Origin of the sequence: Halomonas sp. JS92-SW72 (assembly GCF_003547075.1) — a bacterium.
Taxonomy (GTDB): Bacteria; Pseudomonadota; Gammaproteobacteria; order Pseudomonadales; family Halomonadaceae; genus Halomonas; species Halomonas alkalicola.
This window is the reverse complement of sequence record NZ_CP032147.1, coordinates 1,389,087-1,412,353: the sequence shown is the minus strand read 5'-3', so window position 1 is coordinate 1,412,353 and position 23,267 is coordinate 1,389,087. Positions and strand designations below refer to the sequence as shown.

Annotated in this window: 15 protein-coding genes and 1 riboswitch; of the genes, 10 read left to right on the top strand and 5 right to left on the bottom strand. The window is 59.4% G+C overall.

The window, feature by feature from the left end:
- Positions 1-26 precede the first annotated feature (26 nt).
- The gene (dcm, locus tag D1793_RS06660; RefSeq protein WP_205527640.1) at positions 27-1,697 is read left to right on the top strand and encodes a DNA (cytosine-5-)-methyltransferase; all 1,671 of its coding nucleotides are present in this window, start codon (positions 27-29) and stop codon (positions 1,695-1,697) included.
- A 253-nt stretch (positions 1,698-1,950) separates the two neighbouring features.
- Here dcm and D1793_RS06655 read toward each other — a convergent pair whose 3' ends face one another.
- The 5 genes from D1793_RS06655 to D1793_RS06635 are packed head-to-tail and all read right to left on the bottom strand — an operon-like array spanning position 1,951 to position 12,106.
- Positions 1,951-3,735, bottom strand: a complete 1,785-nt coding sequence (locus tag D1793_RS06655; RefSeq protein WP_119021463.1) for an AIPR family protein — start codon at positions 3,733-3,735, stop codon at positions 1,951-1,953.
- Positions 3,732-4,745 (bottom strand): PD-(D/E)XK motif protein, encoded by a 1,014-nt coding sequence (locus D1793_RS06650; protein WP_119021462.1) that lies wholly within the window; start codon positions 4,743-4,745, stop codon positions 3,732-3,734. The genes D1793_RS06655 and D1793_RS06650 overlap by 4 nt, the downstream gene beginning before the upstream one ends.
- The gene (locus tag D1793_RS06645; RefSeq protein WP_119021461.1) at positions 4,729-7,644 is read right to left on the bottom strand and encodes a Z1 domain-containing protein; all 2,916 of its coding nucleotides are present in this window, start codon (positions 7,642-7,644) and stop codon (positions 4,729-4,731) included. Before D1793_RS06645 ends, D1793_RS06650 begins: the two co-directional genes overlap by 17 nt.
- Positions 7,641-9,095: an ATP-binding protein gene (locus D1793_RS06640; protein WP_162899927.1), complete on the bottom strand. Its 1,455-nt coding sequence runs from the start codon at positions 9,093-9,095 to the stop codon at positions 7,641-7,643. Before D1793_RS06640 ends, D1793_RS06645 begins: the two co-directional genes overlap by 4 nt.
- A 38-nt stretch (positions 9,096-9,133) precedes the next feature.
- A complete protein-coding gene (locus D1793_RS06635; RefSeq protein WP_119021459.1) occupies positions 9,134-12,106 on the bottom strand; it encodes a sigma-70 family RNA polymerase sigma factor in 2,973 nt (990 codons plus the stop codon).
- A 429-nt stretch (positions 12,107-12,535) separates the two neighbouring features.
- Positions 12,536-12,646, top strand: a riboswitch (TPP riboswitch).
- Between D1793_RS06635 and D1793_RS06630 the strand changes: the two genes are divergently transcribed.
- The 9 genes from D1793_RS06630 (at position 12,636) to D1793_RS06590 (ending at position 23,251) form a co-directional block, all read left to right on the top strand.
- A complete protein-coding gene (locus D1793_RS06630) occupies positions 12,636-14,042 on the top strand; it encodes a sodium:solute symporter (RefSeq protein ID WP_119021458.1) in 1,407 nt (468 codons plus the stop codon). Its footprint overlaps the riboswitch before it by 11 nt.
- Positions 14,039-14,734 carry a TenA family protein gene (locus tag D1793_RS06625; RefSeq protein ID WP_119021457.1) on the top strand — a complete coding sequence of 232 codons (696 nt, stop codon included), beginning with the start codon at positions 14,039-14,041 and terminating at the stop codon, positions 14,732-14,734. The genes D1793_RS06630 and D1793_RS06625 overlap by 4 nt, the downstream gene beginning before the upstream one ends.
- 106 nt (positions 14,735-14,840) lie before the next feature.
- On the top strand, positions 14,841-16,529 hold the full coding sequence (gene ilvD, locus D1793_RS06620) for a dihydroxy-acid dehydratase (RefSeq protein WP_119021456.1): 1,689 nt from the start codon (positions 14,841-14,843) through the stop codon (positions 16,527-16,529).
- 383 nt (positions 16,530-16,912) lie between these two features.
- Entirely contained in the window at positions 16,913-17,470 is a 558-nt protein-coding gene (locus D1793_RS06615) for an OsmC family protein (protein WP_119021455.1), read from the top strand.
- Positions 17,471-17,530: 60 nt separating this feature from the next.
- The gene (locus D1793_RS06610; RefSeq protein WP_240407793.1) at positions 17,531-18,688 is read left to right on the top strand and encodes an acyl-CoA dehydrogenase family protein; all 1,158 of its coding nucleotides are present in this window, start codon (positions 17,531-17,533) and stop codon (positions 18,686-18,688) included.
- Positions 18,685-20,019, top strand: a complete 1,335-nt coding sequence (locus D1793_RS06605) for an FAD-dependent oxidoreductase (protein WP_119021453.1) — start codon at positions 18,685-18,687, stop codon at positions 20,017-20,019. The genes D1793_RS06610 and D1793_RS06605 overlap by 4 nt, the downstream gene beginning before the upstream one ends.
- A 61-nt stretch (positions 20,020-20,080) precedes the next feature.
- Positions 20,081-21,469 carry an ABC transporter substrate-binding protein gene (locus D1793_RS06600; RefSeq protein ID WP_119021452.1) on the top strand — a complete coding sequence of 463 codons (1,389 nt, stop codon included), beginning with the start codon at positions 20,081-20,083 and terminating at the stop codon, positions 21,467-21,469.
- A 17-nt stretch (positions 21,470-21,486) separates the two neighbouring features.
- Positions 21,487-22,332, top strand: a complete 846-nt coding sequence (ntrB, locus tag D1793_RS06595; RefSeq protein WP_119021451.1) for a nitrate ABC transporter permease — start codon at positions 21,487-21,489, stop codon at positions 22,330-22,332.
- Positions 22,322-23,251: an ABC transporter ATP-binding protein gene (locus D1793_RS06590; RefSeq protein ID WP_119021450.1), complete on the top strand. Its 930-nt coding sequence runs from the start codon at positions 22,322-22,324 to the stop codon at positions 23,249-23,251. The genes ntrB and D1793_RS06590 overlap by 11 nt, the downstream gene beginning before the upstream one ends.
- Positions 23,252-23,267 lie beyond the last annotated feature (16 nt).

Genomic DNA, 23,267 nt, shown 5'->3' with positions numbered 1-23,267 from the left:
TTCAGTATAGTCAGGTTATTCAAAAAATGAGCAAGCCGATACAGATAGTCGACCTTTTCGCCGGACCTGGTGGTCTTGGTGAAGGGTTTAATTCTCTCAGAGATACCAAGGGCAGGCGTGTCTTTAAGACTCTTGTTTCGGTAGAAAAAGAGGCGTCTGCTCATAGAACCTTAACGCTCAGGGCGTTCTATCGGTTGCTTCAGGATAGTAACTTTGGAATGGAGCCATACTTCGAATACTTGAGGGGCGGAGAGCACCCCTCGGAAGTCAGTGAATTGAAACAGCTATGGGAAGAGGCGGTGAAGGAAGCGCTTCGGCTAGAGCTGGGTGGTGAAGCAGGGCACAAAGAGCTAGATAAAAGACTAGACAGACATCTTGATATAAGAAGTGACTGGGTGCTGATTGGTGGGCCTCCCTGCCAAGCCTACTCTGTCGTCGGTCGTGTACGGAATCGGGGTAACAAGGATTATGTTCCTGAGGAGGACAAAAGACACTTTCTTTATCGTGAATATCTTGATGTGATTGCGCGATATCGCCCCAGTGTCTTTATTATGGAAAATGTCAAGGGCATTCTTACGTCTAAGGTTGGGAAAGAAAGAATATTCAGAAAGATCCTTGAGGATCTCGAGGACCCTACAGCCGCGACTAACATGAAAGGTAAAGGGGTTGGAGAAAATCAGAAATATACCATTTTTTCGCTGAGTGAGCCATGTGTTTATTATACTAAGCAAGCAGGCGGGAGAATTATTGAAGAGTTAAGCGATGAAGAGCTCTCAGGGTTTGTGGTAAAGTCCGAGCAGCATGGTATTCCCCAAGCTAGGCACCGAGTGATATTGGTGGGTGTTAGAAACGATATTGTTGATGGGCAAAGAATAAGCAACCTCGCAAGATCATTGTGCCTTGAAAAAGAAGATGGAGTAAGTTCCGGCTCGGCTTTATTTGGCATTCCTCAGTTGAGAAGCGGTCTCAGCAGGAATGATAGTGATGAGGCATGGTATGAAGCCATTAAAAGACTGTCGGCGAAAGTTGCAAACGAATTGATTGCTACAAAAAGTGAAAGTATCACTGATGAGGAGCGGAGAGAAATTGCCCACAAGCTAATGTTGATTTCTAGAAATCCCAAGAAAGGTTTGAAGAGAGGTGGGAGGTATGACTCTGCGTATGTAACTATAAAGCCTAGTACGGAGCTAGAGGAGTGGTATGCGGGAGAGCAGAAAGGTATTGTTAGGCACTGGTTGAACCATGAAACCAAGGGGCACATGGAGGAAGATTTAGCCAGGTATCTTTACTGTTCAGTTTTTGCGGAGGTTGTCCAAAGATCTCCAATTGGCATCAAAGATATATATTTGGACTCGCTTGCGCCTATGCATGCAAATTGGAAGTCTGGTAAGTTTGCAGACCGATTTAAGGTTGTGCTTGATGGCGCACCATCAAAAACAATAACCAGTCATATCTCCAAGGATGGGCATTACTATATACACCCCGACCCCTATCAGTGCCGTAGCTTGACTGTTAGGGAGGCGGCAAGGATACAGACATTTCCTGATGACTATTATTTCGAGGGAAATAGAACTGAGCAATATGTTCAGGTTGGAAATGCAGTTCCTCCACTCTTGGCAGCAAAGATAGCCGATAAGGTCGGCAGTCTTTTAAATAGGCTCGGTAGTATTTATGAGGAAAAATCGAAGAGAGCTTGAGCTCTCTCAGTCAGCCGATATAAAGCGCTGAATTGATAGGCCTGAATTCAAGCGTTAAGCGAAGCGCGCGCTGTCTTTAGGGTTGCTGAGTGTGAGAAAGTGATGGTTTCATTTGCACTGGGGGCCTTGGAAGTCCTGGCCGTGTCACCGGCAACCCGTCTCGAAGAGTGTCTTGGAGACGGGGTTTTCCACCGCAGGGCCGTTGGTCAGAATCTTGGTAGTATCTGGCTCTTGGGCGCTGACATCTCGTAAGTTAAGCCGTGCCCCTGCGGGTTTCGAGAATATCAACTGAGGGTGGGGAGAATGGGCGAGCGAACATCATGGTCTTGCACTCAGGGCGCTTGGCCCACTCCGAGATCATCCTGCCGTTTGCAGTCTCGTGCAGCCGGTCATTGACCTCATAAGCCCAAATCTCTACTTGCTTGAGGAACTGTGGGGAAACACCTTGTTGTGTCCAGACTCTTTCCAAGTTGAAAGACTCTCCATAAGAATCGGAAATTACCGCGACAGTGTAGGCAGTGACGTTAGCGAGGAACGCCGAGACTAGCGGGCGGACCGTCTTATGTACAGCCTTGTACACTATAGCTTTGGCCACTAAAAGCTTGAAGAAGGTCGGAGATGCAGGCGCGGATGAGCCGACTTTTTCGGCTTCTGCCACTCCTGCCATAAAGCGGCTGAAGCACTTCTGTGCCCCAAGGCTAACAATATCAGGATGGCCATCCCAAGCCATGAGATATTTTGCTAGATCAGTCTTTGTGATCTTTCGTGAGGGGGGTACTGACGATTTTAACGCCCGCCGCTTCGCCGGAGTCGTGCCCTCCCGGGCGAGAAGAGTATTATAGCTGCCAGCAGCGCGCTCGTAGAACCAGCGGCCCATTCCGTCGGGACAGTAAACTGTCAGGGACAGACGCTCGATATCAATATGGAAGGGTTTGTTCGCCGAAAGGTCGGATTGTCGGACCGCATTCTGACTGTTCGCGTAGCGTGAGATATCCGAGACCAAAGCCTCTTCCTTTGTCGGGTCCTCCTCCCGCATAACGATGATTTTAGCTGGTACGCGGACCTTGCTCAGATCAGTTGTGCTATATTTCTTTTTCGTAAAGTAGATGGACGCGGTTGTTTGTCCGCCGTTTACCACCTGCATGCCTCGTAGCCAAATAATTCCCGGAGAACCGTCAGCAGCACGGTCAAGTCTCATCTCGTCGGCCACGACCACTATCCCATTATTATAGGCCATGAACCTCTCTGGGGCAGTTTTGAGAGTATTCTGAATTCCTGCATTCACACCCTTTGCTCTTACACTCAAGAAGGAGCGGACGTTGGCTTCTAGTAGGCGGGGGCCAAACTTTTCATAGACGAATCTCAGGGCTTCACCTGGAATTGCAGTCAGAGCGTAGTCATAGTCGCCAGTCTCTCCAGGAACAAAGACGCAGGGTAAGGCGGAGCCTGACAGCTCCTCGAAGTTAACTATCAATTCATCGCGAGGCTTTCCTTCGGATCGATGGCGAAATAGGCGTTCAATGTCCATTACCTCAAGTCTTACAGACTTATTGCCTACATTGCGTGATTTGAAGCTTTTAGACTTTACGACTCCGTCGGTAAGCACGTAAATACGAATCTGTTCTAGGTCGTCGTAAATTTCTCGGATGGTTAGTGCAAGAGAATACACGTCGGTCGATGGATCAAGTTTATCCGCGAGTCGCCCCGTTGCACAAAGTTCTAGGAAGCGAACGCACTGAGCGGCAGCCGTCTTGGCTGCTTGGTCGGGAATTGGTGTTAGGCTGTCAAAGCCCTCGTAAAGGCTGACAAAAAGATCGATTTGATCGGCATCCTCCGACATGGCGTAGCCACTCAGTCGAAAGTTAGCTCTACCCAACCGCCCTTCGAAATGGCAGCTATTCGGCTCGAAAGTCATGCCTGCTTCAGCCAAGTGCTCCATTACTACATCAGAGAATACAAGTTCGGAAAAAGTGGACCCTTCACTCATTTGGGCGGCCACTTCTGCTCGTGTCTCTTCAAAAAACTCTTCAAGGGTCATTTCAATACTCCCAAAGATTTAAGTGCAGCGTCAAAAGGAAAAATATATTCGCCCGCGCTGTGTAGCTCTATCTCATAAACAGCACGGAACACACCATCTGGCATCATGCTGCGCGTAAGTCTTGGAAAGCCATCAATGATTCTGTGGAAAAGGAGTTCCCTCATCTGGAAACGACGTGTATAGGCTGTTTCATGTGTTTTAACATAGCCTGCGGTAAGGAGCTTCTCATGAAAGAATGAAACTGCGCCGGGTACTTCGGCTAGTCTATGCTCTAGATCAGAGACGAGCTCTGGGAGGGATAGGCCTGTCTCCTCACGGGAGAAGCGGAGGGCTGCTAGGAAGAGTGGCGAGTACGTAGAATCATCCAATTGTTCGAGAGAGCTGATTTTTGCTACAAAACCAGCCGTTGAGAGAGTTGTCTTCACCTCGATTGATCCAAGCCCTATAACAAAATCTTGCGGAGCATCTTCTGGACCGACCCAGCCCTCAAGAACGGTTTCCGTTGGGACACCAGCTTGGAGCAGGTAGACAATAAATGTCAGCTCGCCAACTAGACCCAGCTCAGCCTCGGCACCGAGCGGGGTCGCACCACGAGACATGAACTGCTGCCATGCAATGACACGCCTAATGAAAGCCTGTGGCAATTTGCTTTCGGCAACGCCAGTAGCAGCGGCATTATCAATAGCACCGACTGCATCACATGCCATAGCAGCGAAAAGTTCTGGGCTTCCGGCTGCTTTACGTGTTAGTGCGAGCCAGAGACCCGTAGCATTTATCGACTCTATTCTCTCGACCAAGAAACCTTTACCCTCTGGTAATTTCTCGGAACGAGGAATCTTAGCAGATGGAAAAAAGAGCAGAACCGTCTCTAAGTTGGTGGGCGTACGCCGTCCTGCCTTCACCTTGACGGGGCCTGCAGATGGCAAAGAGATAGCCTGCCAGCCTGGTGCGGGATCATGGCCTGTCAGTGACGACCATGCAATCAAGAACTCTTCACTCGGACGGGCCATATTCCTGCATCCAGTAGAGAAGGTTGACTTCATATTCCACGCTTATCGACTTGTGGCTTGCGGGGAACGCGATGGCGAATGCCATGATTGGCTTGCTCCATCCAGGAACGATGAGCCGTTCAGGAGCCTTGTCCTTATCTTTGTAGTAGTAAGGCGTGAGGGGGTAGAGCAGTAATAATCCACTGTTCGCGTCTCCACCCATCCTTCTTCGGGCTTCGCGGATGCCCTTGCCGCTAGGGGAGGTTGGCGGCTCAATGCGTCCACGCGCAGGATCGCGCTTCCAAGCCGCGCGGGTAAGAGCCAAGGCTTCACGCCAAGCGTCATCGCCAAGATCGATACTCTCGTCCTTGGGGTCGGTCAGTACGCCGATGGCAAAATTCTTCGCATCTAGCTTTTCACGGTCAACAGGATCCTCGGTCTTACGGATAGAGTATTTAGTCGAAGGAATGCCGCCGGGAAAGGTATGTTCGTCTCCCTCACCGTTGCCACCGCCAAGCAATGCGATACTCCATTTCGTCAACTGTCCGGTGTCGAGCATCTTGGAAATGTACTCAGAAAGCAGGGCTGCTTTGGCACTTGTGGCGTTTGGATGGGTCACATATGAGTCAAGGAATGTAATTACGTTATGGACATCCACATTTCTCCAAAGCCGGGCACTTGGCCATGAGTCTGGCTCGCCATCGCGAGTGTATTTTGGTGATTCCTCCCATGAGCCGCCAAGAGACGCAATCAAGGAATCTGTCGCATCGAGATTCTGTTGCTGAATTCGTGCATCGCGATGGAAGAGGATGGTTTGCGGACGTGTACCACTGTAACTCAACGACAGAGTCTGGGAATTTCGCATCTTCAAGGGCGACGTGACGGTGAGGATCTCATGGGACATCACCTTGAGGCCGTATTGCTCCGGTGTCAACTTGGCCTCGGCCATGAAATCGAATTCCTCTCGCAGTTCCTCAGAAGCGTCAGCGATATGGCTGAACCACTTCACCAAGTCCGGAGAAGTGTAGAGACGGCACAGGTCTAGGTATCCCGGACGATAGCCGAACCAGCGGCCCATCTGCATGAGCGTGTCATACATCTTGGTGGTCCGCACGAAGTAACTCACGCATAGGCCTTCCAGAGTTAGTCCTCGTGCAAGCTTGTCACCGCCGATTGCTATTACTTTGAGAGCCGCACCTGGCGTTGCGTAGTCGAGCGCGTCTTTGGCCGTACCATTGATTGAGCGAACCTCAATGTCAGTCAGAATATCGGGCAGAATGGCGAGGATCTCGTTCCAGCTCTGCATCGCTGTAGGACGCTCCTCAACCGGTGAGAGTTCCGCGACTTGATGATGAGTGGGGAGGAAATCTTTTTCCCAGAGACTGCGCAACTGAACCAACAGCTCCTCTGCACCGATGCCACGCGTGATCCTTTGGCACATGCGGCGTATGGCTTCTTCGACCTGCTCGCGTACATGTTTCTGCACATCAACGTAGCGGGTAACATGGATCAGCATTGAGCTGTGCTGGTCGCCTTGGCCACGCAACTCTCGAGCTGCGCATGCGAGAATGAAGGCGTAGATGGCTTCTCGCAGTGATGGTGGAATGGTTTCCTGTCCATCATGAGTGGGGGCATGTGTCTTCTTATGCTTGGCCGGCATCCAGCCCGAATCCAAATCTGGATCGTAATGGTCTGTTATGATCCTAGAAAGCGGCAACGCCCCTTCTCGTCCCTCCTTGGTCTGTCTGCCGAATACGCGTGTGGGCCCCACATAGTTGGATGGCGCGGCTAAGTTAATGATAAAGGATCGAGGAAAAAGGTCGGGACCTTCCTTTGAGGTGGCTCCCTTATGGTGGATGAAGATGTTGGCGAAAGGTGTTGCTGTATATCCTACGTAGGCCTTGCGCGTGAAGGCATGTAGCACTTGTCGGATTAGGCTGTTAATAGTTTTGGGCTGATGCTCGACGTCTGGCGTACCATCATCGTTGAACATCTGCTCACCCGTATCGACTGAGGCGTTGTCCGCCTCGTCGTCGATCATTAGAAGTGGGAGCTTTGTCACGAGCTTTCGCCCATCGCTCGCGTCAGTACTATCGGCTACACGGTTTTGTATCCAATGCAGTAGGGCTGTTAGAACTGTCTTCTGTTTCTTGACGACAAAAAGCCATGGCCGCTCCTCGGGGGAAATGCCGTGAAAGTGCTTGGCAATAGCCTTATTGAAGTCACCATTATCCGCACGCGTGGTCGCAGAGTTGGTCTTTAGGTCCTCGCCGAATTCGGCTACGCCGATGGGCATTCCCGGGTCGCGGTCAACGGTCGTCTCGTAGCCCAAGAAGCTTTCCTCGAGTCGCATTTGGGTCTGTGAGCGAAGGTTGTTGTGCATGCCTGCTAATACAATGATAATCTTGTAGCCGGCGTCGGCTGCTTTACAGATAAGTCCGGAGTAGTTGCTAGTCTTGCCGGATTGGACGTGGCCCACGACAAGGCCTCGCCGATCCCAAGGGTCGGATCGTTCAGGATCCTCCAGAAGACCGAGGATGTCTTCGGTAGTTTCGTCGAGACCTTCGATCACCGTGTCCGATAGTTTGGATTCCAAATAGTCTCGGTAACGCCGCCAGTAGTGCCAATCACGCTTGCGAGCTGCAGTGAGCCAATCGAAATGGTCCGTATCGTCTTTGAGGGTTGTGGACTTGCCAATCCAGTGGCTAAAACGTTGGATCAATACGGTTACTGCCTTATCATGATCCACAGGGTGAGTCGACTCGCCAGCGAATACAGCCGCAGCAAGATGGACCTTTTCGGTGATAAAGGCTGGTGTGATCTTTGATTTGTCCTTCTCGGCCTTTACCAGTCGCTGCGCGGTAGCAATAACGTTTTCTAGCAGTTCCGCTTGTGCGGCAGCCTCTTCTGCTACTGTCATTGGTTCTCTCCTAATTTGGCGATCAGCGCTGGATATTTTTGGAATGGCTCGGTCCGTAGCATTGCTTTCCGAGCCTCTTCGAGGCTTAGTCCCTGGCGCTCGACCAAGTCATTGAAAAGCACCTTTGCAACTTCGATCACGGTATCGTTGGGTTCGCCTTCAAAACTGGTTAGCGGCGTTTCCTTGTTCTCAGCAGTGTCCAGCCATATCCGTTGGACTGGGACTGTCTCCTCGATGACTCTAAGCATCGCCCGGGCGAGGTTGGCACGCTTGCCAAGCGCATCGAGAACCGCGGCTACGGCCGGATGCCCATCATCGATGCGGTAACGCACGCCCCCCCTTAGCCTCTCGACACGCCAGGCCTGTTCAACTTGGACTCCGCCAAGACTTGGCATCGGAGCACCACGGAAGGCGAAAACCTTTCTGGCTCTTTCCCTTGTGTCCTCAGCAAGCTTCGTGAGCCACTGACGTACCATTACCGGAGGCCGAGCAGTCGACTTCTTTACATCGATCTTCCAGTCAGCATCGGCAGTATTAGGAAGGTCTAGCCGGATCCGTGCGAGCTTGTGGGTCTCTTCCCGGTTCCACGCGCGCCCTTGTCCCAGGCCGAGCCATCCGCCGGCGAGCAGCAAGCGATGGTTCCGATAAACGTAGAACCCTTGCTGGGATGTCCAGCCCTCGGGGCCTCCTGCCCTGCGGAAGTCGTTGTCGGACAGCCGGTCTTTGTGTGGTAAGACATGGCACTGAGCCTCTACTTCCCCGAAGGATGTAATAGTACGGGCAACAGGTGACTGCCATGGCTTGGCAGGGTGATCCATCATGAAAGGATCCCAAGGACTCACCGGCTTGTTGTTGATGAAGAGAGAGAAGGCCGGGGCAGGACCTTCAAGCAGACGGTGGAAGACCATCGCTAGCCTTTGCTCGACATCGTCCACAAGATCGGCGAAATGGTCCAGCTCATAGCCGGGTGTGACGATTCGGTCGAGATTTTCCCAGAGAACCAGAGTTCCGGAGTCGAGTTCGTTGATCGGCTCGACGAAGTTCTCCGACCCACGAGCCGGCCCCTCGAACATCGTCCAGCCGTCGCCTGGTGAGGCGGCGATAGCGTCTAGGTCCCAGCGCAGGCAAGCAATGGGGCCGTCCTTTCTTTTGGATGCAACAGTAAGGCAGCGGCACTGAGAGAAGGAAGCAGTCTTCAAACCCATCCCAAAGCGACCAAGGTCGGTTAGCTCACGTTCTTCGAGAGGGCTCTTTGCTCCAAGTGTCATTGCCATCTCGAGTTCTGTGTCATCCATTCCTCGGCCATCGTCCAAGATTGTGATTCGACTATTCACGCCGCACCAGTCGAACCTGATTCTAACTTCGGAAGCCCCGGCGGAAACACTATTATCGATCACGTCCGCTAAGGCTGCTGCAGTCGAGTACCCGAGGCCACGGAGGGCCTCCAGCATCGCACTGGCTCGTGGTGGTGCGTGTCGGGTTCTCTCGTTCATTTTACGTAGGTAGTTCCGAAAAGAAGTGTGAAACCAGCGGCCCTCAACCTACGGGCGATTTTGCGAATTTGGGCATCTGGCTGTGCCGGCAATGAAATGAGGACTTGCCCATCTTCGGAACGGGTGTCTTCCACATAAAGGCCTAGCGCCCGAGCATCTTCAATGAGTTCTACTAGCATCCCACTATTTTCAATGGTGGTAATAATCTTGGTTGAGGGGCGTAGTGAGGCTGGTTTCTTGGGCAACTTCGGGATGGCCTCGAGCGAGCTGGAGAGTGGAGCGGGCGGCTCAATTTCCCGAGATTTTTTTTTCGAGCCTAGTGGTGATGGGGCTTCGAATAGGGCGTGTGTAGCAGGAGAGGGTAATTCAAACTGATCGCCCATGTATGCGGCCAATTTCTCTTTCCTTGCTGGACTGGATAGTTTTTTCAGCGCTTTCGATTCTATTTGTCGAATTCGCTCACGGGTGACATCGAATCTACGTCCGACCTCCTCCAAAGTCATAGCTTCTTCCCCTCCAAGCCCGAAGCGAAGGGTGATGACCTTTGCGGAACGCTCATCGAGCTCGCTGAGCATGCTTAGTAGAGTCATCCTCAGGGATGACTCTTCAACGGCAAGAGCCGGGTCTGAAGCCTTGGAATTGGGCAGGGTCTCAAGAGTCGGGAGCTCTGGATCATGGTTTGGATCGTCCAAGGAGATTATATCCAAAAAGGCACTCAGGATAAGCTTTACCTTATCGAGCGGAATTCCTGCTCTTTGGGATGTTTCCTGCTCAGTCTCCGGACGTCCAACCCTACCTTCAAACTCCTTGCGATCGTGTAGAATTTTTCGAGCGTCAGCATGCATATGCACGGGTACACGGACGACCCGCTCCTTATCGGCGACCGCACGTGTGACCTGTTGGCGAATCCACCAGGTTGCATATGTAGAGAAGCGGAAGCCCCTGCGCCAGTCAAAGCGCTCGACCGCCTTCATCAATCCAATATTGCCTTCTTGAACAAGATCGTCGAACGGCAATTTTGACCATCTATATTTCTTGGCAATTGAGAAGGCTAGGCGCAGGTTTGAGAGGATCATCCGCTGCCGGGCGGCAGACTGGCGTTTAAGCGCAAAGGCAAAGTCGGTGCCGGCTATATCTTCTTCAGCCTTTTCCGCAAGCTCGATCAAGAAGTCTTGGGAAAGAGCGGCAGTTGCTAGGGACGAGCGGATTTTTTCCAAATCACCACTCGCGGACTTTGCTTTAGAGATGGCGGAAACGAAGTTCGCCGCAGCCGGGTCTAGATCGATATTTTCGCCTTCGTCATCCATCCACACATCAATCGAGTGCGTCTGCTCCTCTGCGGAGGGTTCGGGCCCAGAACTAAAGATGTCCACGTCGGCAACTCCGCTGGCCACTCTGTCTGCGGCATCGAATACTGTTTTCAAGCCCAGTGGCCAGGTCGAAAGAGCATTCAGTGCATCGGTGTTGGCCTCTTCCATTGCGCGCGCCAATGAGATCTCTTCTTGGGCATCGAGTAGATTTCCCTTGAGACTCTTGACGTAGAATCGCAAGGGGTCATTCCGGCCTGAGGCAAGATCCTTCACGAATTCGGAGGCCTCCACCATTTCGTGCTCTTCGGCGATAGTTGGGTCACCGAGGAACGGGGGTTCTCCTGTCTCTAACTTGTTGTCGATTAACGCTCCGAGGTCACCTATGACGAAGGCCAGAATTCTCTCTGCTACCTCGTCACGCGAATCATCCTCCTTCAGACAGGTTTTTGTCAGGGCCTCCTCGGATATTGAGCCCTCGCGCAAGGCTCGGAATAATAGATCGCGAAGAGCTGTGTTGGCTTCGTCATTGTTGCTAAATGGAATGGCCCTGTCGGGCAGAAACAAGTCAATATCATCCCATTGTTCGTCACTGTCTATCGCCTTGTGCCTGCCGATCTCCTTGTTCAGGGCACGCACCTCTTTGGCTACGGCCTTGTTTCCCTCGGGTAGGACTGCCTCGGGCTCTACATCCCAGCCCTCCTCAAATTCTAGGTCGAGCGGATTAACATCTAGATCGAAGGGGGCTGAGGCCTCGCTTACTTCGGAGACTTCCTTCGGGCTTGTGATCGAGTCAGAAGTATTGGTGTGTACCTTATCTTCTCCGTGAGTGGTAGTGTCGGTGGAGACACCCTGTTCCTTGATTTTGATTGCCAAACTGAAAGGGCTCGGTTTGAGGGTCGCTGTCGACTCCGCTTGCTTGTCGATTCCTGGCTCACTATCGCCGGGAGAAGCCACAAGTGCACAGGCTTCATCGGCTATATATTCGTTGCGATCGGGAGCTACTGTCTCAGGCTCCGCCTCCCAGATATCCTCGAGTTTAAGATCGAACGGTTTGTCAATTGGATAAAGGGCATCCGAGGACTGGTCCGCCTCCATAAAATGCTCGGGGCGGTCGTCTTGTAGTGTACCTTTCGCGCCCCCACCCTGATTTTCCGAGGGAGTGGTAAGTGTGGTGTGGGCGTTCTGTTTCTCGACTCCGAGTGCTAAACCCACCGGACTCGGCTCGGAGACACCCTCCGGTATCTTCAATTCGTTGAGCCTTGACTCTATTCCGCTAGGCAAGGCCTCTTTCGGGGTTGATTCGTCAGCTTTATTAATCATTGGGCCTTGGGCGGCTGACTCGCTACTATTCGTCTCGCGGAAAGCCTCGGACGCACTGCGCATCAGCGAGATGCAGTCGGGACACCCACCCTTCTCTGCATGAGCCAAGGCGCTTTTTCCACCAAGGTCTAGCAGTGTCGGATTTGCTCCAGCAGCCAAAAGGATGCGCAAAGTCCCCTTTTTCTTTCGGGCTGCGGCGAGCATCAAGGGTGTAGCCCCATTTTTGTCGCGTGCGTCGAGGTTGTCACCTCGTTGGATGTGTAGCTTGACCGCTGTCTCAACGCCGGCGATCACCGCCACGCGGAGAAAGGGGTTCAGGCGATTCACCGGCTCTTCCATGCTCCGAGGCCTTTCTGTCGGGACGTATCTTGGGGTGAGAGCTACGCTCGCCACCCACTGGAGGGGGTTAGTGCGTCTAGTGAGGAGGTGTGGTGACCCATGTGCACCTCAACGGCGGACTCGAAGCCGCGGCTCTGTCGGCCTTGGATCATCCGGAGTGCTAGATGAACGCTCCCCATGAGCTCGTTAATCAGAGCCTGTAGAGCCCCCGCTCCGTTGGAGCAGACGCTCGGAGGTTTCGGAGTAGAGGGCGCCTAAGATCGTATGCAGTCGCCCTAGGGCGTGTGCCTTGATTTTGGTGAATGGCATTATTGATGTTCCCTGCGAGGGTGGTCGTTCTGACTTTGTAGCTGTTATATCATTTCACGGGGCTCTAAGTCATATCGGCCAAGTGGCCTTCGACTAAGGGCTCAAGAACTTACTTCATCCACTTGTCGCCAGGGGAGTCCCGCCGCATCCGCGGGGGCTGAGAGGGCCAAGCGCCGACCCTGGAACCTGATCCGGTTCATACCGGCGGAGGAAGCGCGACATGCCCTACCTGACGTCTGCCGTGCTCGGCGCGGCGCTGCTGTGCTTTGCCTTTCTGGGCCTGCGGGCCCGCCGGGCCGACGGCCTGCTCGATGACTACGTCACCGCCCGCAACTCCCAGGGCGCCCAGGCCATCGGCCTGTCGTTCCTGGCCTCCAGCATGGGCGCCTGGATCCTCTTCGCGCCGCCGGAGATCGGCGCCTTCGTGGGGCCGGTGGCGCTGGCCGGCTACGCCATCGGCTCCTCGCTGCCCTTCATCGTGCTGGGGCTCTACGGCCCGGCGATCCGTCGCCACCTGCCCCAGGGGCGCAGCATCGGCGAGTTCGCGGAGTCCTGCTACGGCACCGGGGTGCGGCGCTGGGTCTCCTTCGTCTCGGTGGCCTACATGGCGATCTTCCTGGCCGCCGAGCTCACCGCCATCGGCGCCATCGCCGCGCTGCTCTCCGACGTGCCGCCGGCGCTGGTGGTCCTCGGGGTGGCGGTGGTCACCCTGGTCTACACCACCCTGGGCGGGCTGCGGGCGAGCCTCGCCACCGACCGCTGGCAGGCCTGGCTGCTGCTGGCCCTGCTGGTGCTGGTGGGTGGCGTGGCCTGGTGGTGGCTGCCGCCCATGCCGGCCGAGGCCGTGATGCCCTCCATTCCCACGAGCAGTGCGCTCTCCGTGGCGCTCACCCTGGTGATCGCCGTCACCGCGGCCAACCTCTTCCATCAGGGCTACTGGCAGCGGGTATGGGCCGCCGAGGATGACCGCGCCCTGGCCCGCGGGGCGCTGCTGGGCGGGGCCAGCAGCCTGCTGGTGGTGATGGGCATCGGCGGGCTCGGCATCGTGGCGGCCATGCATGCGCTACCCCTGGGCGAGCCGCCGATTCCCTTCTTCGCGCTGCTCTCCGCCGCGCCGGCCTGGCTGGGCTTGCCGGCCCTGGTGCTGGCGGTGACCCTGGTGGCCTCCAGCGTCGATACCCTGCAGAACGCCATCGCCTCCATGGCGGTGGCAAGCGTTGGCCGGCGCGGGCTCTCGGTGCGGGCGGCGCGCCTGGTCACGGTGGCGCTGATGCTGCCGGTGGTGTGGGTGGCCCTGCAGGGCTTCTCGGTGCTGCGCCTCTTCCTGATCGCCGATCTCCTGTGCGCCGCCATCCTGCTGCCGGTGCTGCTGGGCCTGTGGCGGCGCATGTCGCCCCTGGCCGCCGTGGCCGGCGGCGTGGCGGGGCTGCTCGGCGCGATCGTGCCGGGCTGGATCACCCTGGGGAGCCTCTCCGCCGGCTTCATGGCCGCCACCTTCCCGGACAGCATTCCGACGCTGCCGCCCTTCCTGGGGGCGCTGCTCGCCTCCACGCTGGTGAGCCTGCTGATCGCCTGGCTTCGCCCGGGGGCGAGATTCCAACCGACACTCCAAGGAGATGCCCGATGACCACACGAGCCGACTGGACCGCCTGGGCGGCGCAGCAGGACGCGCCGCGCCTCACCGACTGGCTGCGCGAGATCAGCGAGCCCGACTGGTCCGCCACCGTGAACCACCCGCTCTTCGACGCCATGGCCGAGGGGCGCCTCGCCGGCGCCGACTTCGCCGCCTACATGGTGCAGGACTATGGCTTCGTGGACCCCTTCACCGCGCTGATCGGCTTCGCCATCGGCCGGGCGCCGAGCATGGCCGACCGGGTGGTGCTGGGGCAGTTCATGGGCATGCTGACCAGCGACGAGAACAGCACCTTCCAGCGCACCTTCGAGGCCTTCGAGGTGCCCGCCGACCAGCGCGAGGCGCCGGACTACCTGCCCGAGACCCGCGCCTTCCAGGTGCTGCTGCGCGAGACCGGCCGCGCCGGCGGCTACGCCGAGATCCTCGCGGCGCTGGTGGTCACCGAGTGGATCTACCTGGAGTGGGCGCTGCGGATCACCCGCGCCGAGGGGCTGCACCCGCTGGTGGGGGAGTGGATCGACCTGCACGACAACCCCGCCTTCCAGGACTTCGTCGCCTGGCTGCGCCGCCGCCTGGACGAGGAGGCCGAGACGCTCGATGACGCCGCCTTCACCCGCATGGCCGAATGCTTCCGCGAGACCGTGGCCAGGGAGCGCGCTTTCCACGATGCGGTGATGCCGCGCTGAGCGGACTGCCGCATTGGCAGAAAGCGGGCTAGGGCCTGGGCGGTTGTCAGGCCCGGGAATGAGGTCCACCCTCTGAGGGTCATGCCATCGTCAGAGGAGCCCTGCCATGAGCGATACCCCGAAGGATCCCCGCCGCCGTCACTCCGCTTCCGTGGTAGACGGCCCCGGCAAGGCGGCCGGCCGCGCCATGCTGCGCGCGGTGGGCTTCACCGATGAGGATTTCATCAAGCCCCAGGTGGGCATCGCCTCCACCTGGAGCATGGTCACGCCCTGCAACAGCCACATCAACGAGCTGGCCGAGCATGCCCGGGACGGCGCCGACGCCGCCGGCGGCAAGGGGGTGATCTTCAACACCATCACCATCTCCGACGGCATTGCCAACGGCACTGAGGGCATGAAGTATTCGCTGGTGTCGCGGGAGGTGATCGCCGACTCCATCGAGACGGTGGCCGGCTGCGAGGGCTTCGACGGCCTGGTGGCCATCGGCGGCTGCGACAAGAACATGCCGGGCTGCCTGATGGGCCTGGCGCGGCTGAACCGCCCGAGCGTCTTCGTCTACGGCGGCACGATCCTCCCCGGCAAGGGCCACACCGATATCGTCTCGGTGTTCGAGGCCATGGGCGCCCACAGCCGCGGCGACATCGACCTGATCGAGCTCAAGCAGATCGAGGAGACGGCGATCCCCGGCCCCGGCTCCTGCGGCGGCATGTACACCGCCAACACCATGGCCTCGGCCATCGAGGCGCTGGGCATGAGCCTGCCGGGCAGCTCGGCGCAGAACGCCGTCTCCAGGGACAAGCGCGCGGACTGCGAGGCGGCAGGCGCCGCCGTGCTCGAGCTGCTCGAGCGCGACCTCAAGCCCTCGGACATCATGACCCGCAAGGCCTTCGAGAACGCCATCACCGTGGTGATCGCACTCGGCGGATCCACCAACGCGGTGCTGCACCTGATCGGCATGGCCCGCACTATCGGGGTGGAGCTGACCCTCGAGGACTTCACCCACATCGGGCGGCGCGTGCCGGTGGTGGCCGACCTGCGCCCCAGCGGCCACTACATGATGAGCGAGCTTGTCGCCATCGGCGGCATCCAGCCGCTGATGAAGACGCTGCTCGATGCCGGCCTGCTCCACGGCGACTGCCTGACGGTGACCGGCAGGACACTCGCCGAGAACCTGGCCAATGTCGCCCCCTATCCCGACGACCAGCAGATCATCGCGGCGCTGGATGCGCCCCTCAAGGCGGAGAGCCACCTGCGCATCCTCTTCGGCAACCTGGCCCCCGAGGGGGCGGTGGCCAAGATCACCGGCAAGGAGGGCACCCGCTTCTCCGGCACCGCCCGGGTGTTCGGCTCCGAGGAGGAGGCCCAGGCGCGCATCAACGACGGCACCGTGGTGGCCGGCGACGTGGTGGTGATCCGCTACGAAGGGCCGCGTGGTGGGCCCGGCATGCGCGAGATGCTCACGCCCACCTCGGCGATCATGGGCCGGGGGCTGGGGGACTCGGTGGCGCTGATCACCGACGGGCGCTTCTCCGGCGGCAGTCACGGCTTCGTGGTGGGCCACGTCACGCCTGAGGCCTTCGACGGCGGCCCCCTGGCGCTGGTGGAGGATGGCGACACGATCACCATCGACGCCGAGGCCGACACCATCGACGTCGACCTCTCCGACGAGGAGCTGATGCGCCGCCGCGCCGCCTGGCAGCAGCCGGCGCCGCGCTACACCCGCGGGGTGCTGGCGAAGTACGCGAGGACCGTCAGCTCCGCCTCCACCGGGGCGGTCACCGACGCCTTCGACTGAGCCTGCCCCGCGGCTGACAGGGTCGCCAACGACAGCGCCCCCGCCGGTTTCCCGGCGGGGGCGCTCTGCTTTCTACCTACCTGCTCTGGAAGAACACCCCGGGCTCTGATGCTCGAGGTGCCGGCGACCTTTTCAGCTGCACCGACCTGCTCGCGTGATCTTGATGCGCCGCACCAATTGTCAACATTGTTGCCATTTTGTCTGACTTTGTGAGGCCCTCACCCTCCGCTGTTTCAGCGTGATGATGATTTCAACTTTATGAAAATGAACATTTTTTACTTCTATTGGCAGGCATGGCCTCACGGTTGCAAAGGCTTGATGCATATCAAGAGCGCACAGCGCGCCAAGCCGACACGCTATCGACCGAATGCCAGGAGAAGACCATGACCACCCTTGCCGACGCCCCAGCCACCGTGAAAAGCCACCTGCGTCCCATTGATCGTGACGGCCTGCTGGCTTTTGCCGAGAAGGGCCGCAACAACCCCGCCATCCGCGGTACCAACAAGGTGCACACCGTGACTGAAGGGCAGTACCGCACCATCAGCCACGTCAGCGGCCACCAGGTTGTGGTGGATGAACCCCTGCACCTGTTTGGCGAGGACACCGCGCCGGCCCCTGGCGAGATCGTGCTCTCGGGCCTGGGCGGCTGCCTGGCCGTAGGGATTACCGCCGTGGCCACCTGGAAGCAGGTGAGGCTGAGCCGTCTGGAGATCTTCCTCGAGGGCGATATCGGCAACCCCGCGGCCTGGGGGGCCGGCGGCGCCGAGAAGCAGCCGCCCGAGATGGGGTTCCAGGAGATTCGCGTCAAGGTCATGGTGGAGGGCGATGCCAGCCGCGAGGAGCTCGACGAGATCGTCCAGCACGCCAATTTCTACTCGCCGGTAGCCAACACCATGCGAAACCCGATCGCCTTCAGCATAGGCCTGGCGGACCCCGAGTAAGTCGCGCCCCGCGGCGTCACGGGCGCCGCGGCCCACGATCGCTTTCACGGAGTCATGATCATGATCGACGCAGCAATCGTCACCCCTTCTCGCTCAGTGATGTCATCGTCGCCGATGTCTGATACCTCGGGCGGACTCCTGGGCCAGGTCGAGCAGATTGCCGCCGGCCCGCTGGCCGAGATGGCCGGACGCATCGACCAGGGCCACTATCCGCTCGAGATCATGGCGGCACTGGGGCGTGCTGGGGGCCTGGGGGCGCATCTGGCCCGGAACGGCCAGCGCTTCGACCAGACTATCGGCGCAATGGAGGCCGTCAGTCGGCGCTGTGGTACCACCGGCTTCCTGGTGTGGGCCCACGATGTCTTCGGCCTCTACCTGGAGCAGTCGGGCAATCCGGCGCTCACCGGTAGCTTCCTCGAGCGCCATGCCAGCGGCGAGAGCTTCGGCGGCACGGCGCTCTCCAATCCCATGAAGGCGCTGTCGGGCATCGAGAGCCTGGCGCTGCGGGCGCGTCGCGTGCCCGGCGGCTATCGGGTCAACGGCACCTTGCCGTGGGTTAGCCATATCGCACACGGTCAGTACTGCGGCGCCATCGCCGGAGTTGAGGGCGCCGACGGCCGCCTCTCCCACGAGATCATGTTCGTGCTGCACTGCCATGACGAGGTGCAGCTGCGTCAGTGTCCGGTGTTCTCCGGCATGGAAGGCTCGAGCACCTGGAGCATCGTCCTCAAGGACTACTTCGTCGGTGAGGATGATTTGATCGCCGATCCGGCGCGCCCCTTCATCGCCCGCATCAAGGCCGCCTTCATCCTGCTGCAGGCCGGCATGGCGCTGGGCGTAAGCCAGGGCAGCATCGACTCCATCCGCGAGGTGGAGCCGGCGCTGGGGCATGTCAACCAGCATCTGGACGAGCGTCCCTATGCGCTGCAGGCGGAGTTGGATGATCTGCGCGAACGCGCCCTCATGCTGGCGCGCACGCCCTTCGAGACCGGGCGCGACTACCTGCTGGAGGTACTGGATGCCCGGGTCCAGGGGTCTGAGCTGGCGCTGCGGGCCTCTCAGTCGGCTCTTTTGCACCAGGGCGCGCGGGGCTATCTGATGAGTGCCGCACCCCAGCGACGCATCCGGGAGGCGCACTTCGTGGCCATCGTCACCCCTGCCATCAAGCACCTGCGCTGGGAGATGGCGCGCCTGATGCGTGAGGAGATGCCGGCATGAGCGACGAACGCGCCTGGAAGCAGTACATCTGCCGTGCCTGCGGGCTGATCTATGACGAGGAGGAGGGCGATCCGGACAGTGGCCTGGCCCCGGGTACCCGCTTCGAGGATATCCCCGACGACTGGGAGTGCCCGCTGTGCGGCGTGACCAAGGCGGACTTCGAGCCCTTCGAGAGACGCGAGCCGGTGGAGGCCGTGGCTATCGAGACTGGTCCTTGCCGCACCGGCGTGGTAGTGGTCGGCGCCGGCCTGGCCGGCTGGGCCGCAGTGGAGGCACTGCGCGCCCTGGATCGCGAGCTGCTGATCACCCTGGTCACCGCTTGTGACGGCGACCGCTACCACAAGCCGGAGTTGTCGGTGGCGCTCAGCCGCGGGCTGGATGCCACCGAGCTGGTCCGGGAGTCCGGCGCCGAGGCAGCCCGTCGTCTGGGAGTGCAGCTGCTGGCCCGGACCTTCGTCACCGGCCTGTCGCCGGACCAGCGCCGCCTGCGGACGACCCGCGGCACCCTGGGCTACACCGGCCTGGTGCTGGCTCTGGGGGCGACCCCGGCCCTGCCCGAAGCGCTGGCGCCGCAGCACTGCTGGCGGGTCAACGACCTGGCCGGCTGGGGCGGGCTGCAGCGCCGGCTGGCGGACGGCCCCGCGCGGGTCGCGGTAGTGGGGGCCGGCATGGTGGGCTGCGAGCTGGCCGAGGATCTGGCACGGGCTGGTCATGCGGTCAGCCTTCTGGATCGTCATCGCTATCCGCTGGCATCGCTGCTGCCTGTGACCGCCGGCCGTCGGCTGCTTGAGAGCCAGCGGGCGCTGGGCATCGCCTTTCGTGCTGAGGCCCGGGTCGCTGCCATCGAGGCGCTGTCCAGCGGCGAGCGGGTGCTGGTGCTGGAGGATGGCGAGCGCCTGGTGGTAGATCAGGTGGTGGCAGCGACCGGGCTTGTCACCGAACCGCGTCTGGCCCGTCAAGCCGGCCTCGACTTTGAGAGCGGCATCCGCGTCGATCCCAAAACCCTGAAGACCAGCGCACCAGACGTCTACGCGCTCGGCGACTGCATCACCATCGATGGTTCACCGTGCCGCTTCATCGAGCCGCTGGCGCGCCAGGCCGAAACCATTGCCCATGCGCTGCTGGAGCGTGCCCATCCCGGCTATGTCCATGCCGTGCCAGTGGTGCGGCTCAAGACCCGGGGCCTGCCGATCACCCTGCACGGACGGCCCACTGCCGAGGGCGAATGGATCACCCTGAGTGACGACTTGCGGGCTCTGTACATGGAGCAGCGCCGCGACGGGGAAGTGGTTGCCACTCTGCGGGTCGGTGCCGCCAGTGGCGCGGCCTGACCATGAGTTTCTGCTCCGACCGCGGCGTTACGGACGTTCGCATCATCACGAGGACAAGCCCATGAGCGACAACAATATCTACCGCCCCTACTCGAGCGATTCACTGCTGGGAGGCTGCAGCTGCGGCCGCCATGACAGCCAGGTGCAGCATGACGCCGAGGCTCGTCAGGCCCACGCCAGCGACCCCGACCATCTCTCCCGTGACTTCGTCGAGGCGGCGGCAGTCAAGGCGCTGTTTCCTCATGATGCCACCCGGCGCCGTTTCCTCAAGGCGGTAGGGGCGGGCACCGCCATGGCGGCCATCGCCAGTGTGCTGCCCATGGAGAGCCTTCAGGCCATGGCCGAGGATCGCCAGGGCCCGCTGGAGAAGAAGGATCTGCGGGTTGGCTTCATCCCGATCAACTGCGCCACGCCGTTGATCATGTCGGGCCCGCTGGGCTTCTATGCCGAGCAGGGGCTGAACGTCTCGCTGATCAAGAGCTCCGGCTGGGCCCTGGTGCGCGACCAGATGCTCAATGGCGAGCTGGACGCCTCGCACTTTCTAGCGCCGATGCCGCTGGCCATCTCCCTGGGACTGGGCTCCTCGCGCCAGCCGATGCGCGTGGCCACTATCCAGAACACCAACGGGCAGGCCATCACCCTGGCGATGAAGCACAAGGAAAATCGCGATCCGCGCAACTGGAAGGGGTTCCGCTTCGCGATTCCCTTTGAATACTCCATGCACAACTTCCTGCTGCGCTACTACCTGGCCGAGCATGGACTCGACCCGGACAATGATGTGCAGCTGCGGGTCACGCCGCCGGCCGAGATGGTCGCCAATCTGCGAGCCGGCAACATCGACGGCTTCCTGGGGCCGGACCCCTTCAACCAGCGCGCCGTCTACGACCAGATCGGCTTCCTGCATATCCTCACCAAGGACATCTGGAACGGACACCCCTGCTGCTCCTTCGGCATGTCCGAAGCGTTCATCCAGGAGAATCCCAACACCTTTGCTGCGCTCTATCGGGCGGTGCTTAACGCTGCCGCCATGGCCCGGGACCCGGCAAATCTCACAGCCATTTCCGAGGCGATCTCCACACCCAACTACCTCAACCAGCCGGAAATCGTTATTCGCCAGGCGCTCACAGGTCGCTACGCCGACGGCCTGGGCGGGATACTGGACGAACCTGAGCGCTCCGGCTTCGAGCCCATGCCATGGTACGGCATGGCCACCTGGATGCTCACCCAGATGAAGCGCTGGGGCTATCTGCAGCAGGAGGTCGACTTCAAGGAGCTGGCAGAGGAGGTGTTCCTGATGACTGACGCGCGTCGCCAGATGGCGGAGCTCGGCATGGCCGATGCGGAGCAGGAACCGCTGGACGGCTATCCGAGTTTCGATGTGATGGGGCGCACCTTCGATCCGCACCGGGCCGAGGATTATCTCGAGAGCCTACCGCTTTATCGCGGCTGAACAGAGGAGCCATGACCATGGACAAGACACTCAAACTGCGCGCGGCCCTGCTCTCCTGTCTGCTGTTGCTGGCACTGGTCGGCGTCTGGCACGTGGCCACCCAGACTACCGCCACCGGCGGCGAGACGCTGGACCCCGAGTACGCGATGCTGATGGGGCTCTCCGCCGATAGCCAGAAAAGTGGCGGGTTTCCCACCCCTGCCGAGTTCGGCGCCAGCGCCCTGGGCCACCTTGCCAGTCCCTTCTATGACAACGGCCCCAACGACAAGGGGATCGGAATCCAGCTGATGCACTCCCTATGGCGGGTGGGGGTAGGCTTCCTGCTGGCCATGGTGGTGGCTCTCCCGCTGGGCTTTCTGATCGGCATGTCGCCGCTGCTCTACCAGACCCTCAATCCCTTCATCCAGGTGCTCAAGCCGATATCGCCACTGGCCTGGATGCCCATCGCGCTTTACACCATCAAGGACTCCACCATCTCGGCGATCTTCGTGATCTTCATCTGCTCCATCTGGCCGATGCTGGTCAACACCGCCTTCGGGGTGGCAGCGGTGCGCAAGGACTGGCTCGACGTGGCCCGAACCCTGGAGGTCAAGCCGCTGCGAAAGGCCTTCCGCGTGGTGCTGCCCGCCGCGGCGCCCACCATCATCACCGGCATGCGGATCTCTATGGGCATCGCCTGGCTGGTCATCGTGGCCGCCGAGATGCTGGTGGGGGGTACCGGGGTCGGCTACTTCGTGTGGAACGAGTGGAACAACTTGTCGCTGAACAACGTGATCTTCGCGGTACTGATGATCGGCCTCATCGGCATGCTGCTGGACCTGATGTTTGCCCAACTGCAGAAAAAGGTGACCTATGTCGAATGATACCCGTGCTACCGAGGCGCCCTTCGTCAAGGTCGAGGGGCTGGCCAAGCAGTACCGCCCTGATCAGCCGCCGGTATTCGAGAATGTCAGCTTCTCCATCCACAAGGGCGAGTTCATCTGCATCATCGGCCACTCCGGCTGCGGCAAGAGCACTATCCTCAACGCCCTGGCGGGGTTGGAGCAGGCGACCCGCGGGGGGATCGTGATGGCCGGTAAGGAGGTGGATGGCCCGAGCCTGGATCGCGGCGTGGTTTTCCAGAGCCATGCGCTGCTGCCCTGGCTGAGCGTGGAGGAGAACATCGCCTTCGCGGTGATCTCCCGCCATCCGCGCTGGTCGCGCAACCAAGTTGCTGAGCATGGTGCCCGCTTCCTGAAAATGGTGGGCCTCAAGGGGGCCGAGAAGAAGAAACCTTCCGAACTCTCCGGGGGCATGAAGCAGCGAGTCGGCATCGCCCGGGCCTTTGCGGTGGAGCCCAAGATGCTCTTGATGGACGAGCCCTTCGGCGCCCTTGATGCCCTGACCCGCGGGGTGATCCAGGATGAGCTGCTGAAGATCTGTTCGGTCACCCGGCAGACGGTCTTCATGATCACCCATGACGTCGACGAGGCGATTCTGCTGGCCGACAAGATCCTGCTGATGAGCAACGGTCCCCGCGCCCATATCGCCGAGATCGTCATCAATACCCTGCCGCGGGACCGGGATCGGGAGACGATGCATCACGACCCCCAGTTCTATCGGCTGCGCAACCATCTTGTGGACTTCCTGGTGCACCGCTCCAAGCAACTGCAACAGGACCGCGACCTCAAGGCGGCCTATGGCGAGCCCGCGGTGGTGCGTCCCGGCCTTGATTCCCTGAAGGTGGTGGCCTCGCGTGACGCGACCGCCCCGAACCCACGGGCCGCACCGCGGCCAGCCTGAACCATCCCCGGCATCC